This window comes from Lysinibacillus sp. GbtcB16, assembly GCF_019091145.1.
Lineage (GTDB): Bacteria > Bacillota > Bacilli > Bacillales_A > Planococcaceae > Lysinibacillus > Lysinibacillus fusiformis.
The window spans coordinates 1-327 of record NZ_JAGXJV010000217.1 but is presented as its reverse complement, the minus strand read 5'-3'; the positions used below and the strand labels follow the sequence as shown (position 1 = coordinate 327).

At 55.0% G+C, this 327-nt stretch carries 1 protein-coding gene and 1 pseudogene; both read right to left on the bottom strand.

The features are described 5' to 3' along the window. On the bottom strand, nucleotides 1–233 hold a 233-nt coding region (locus tag KVT27_RS24070; RefSeq protein ID WP_483307980.1), incomplete at its 3' end, for a type 1 glutamine amidotransferase family protein. Further along, nucleotides 233–327: pseudogene (locus tag KVT27_RS24065) on the bottom strand (pyridoxal 5'-phosphate synthase lyase subunit PdxS); the annotation flags it as partial. The gene KVT27_RS24070 and the pseudogene KVT27_RS24065, both read right to left, overlap by 1 nt.

The following is a 327-nucleotide window of genomic DNA, read 5'->3' as shown; positions in this document are numbered from 1 at the left end:
GTACCGAAAATCGGCTTGCCTGCCGCAGAGAAATCTCTAAGCGCCTCGATGAATCCATAGGTGCGCATCAATTTACCGATTGTCGTGCTTTCTCCGCCAGGCAGAATGATGCCATCCAGATCGGCAAGCTGCTCTGTGCGCTTCACAACGACGCCTTCAGCGCCAGCCAGCTCGATGCCGCGGATGTGTTCTGCCACCGCGCCTTGCAGCGCGAGAACCCCAATTCTCTTCATTACCAGCCGCGCTCCTGCATACGCTCGGAAGCTTGCAGCTTGGAAATTTCGATTCCCTTCATAGGGGTACCCAGACCTTTGGAAATTTCAGCAA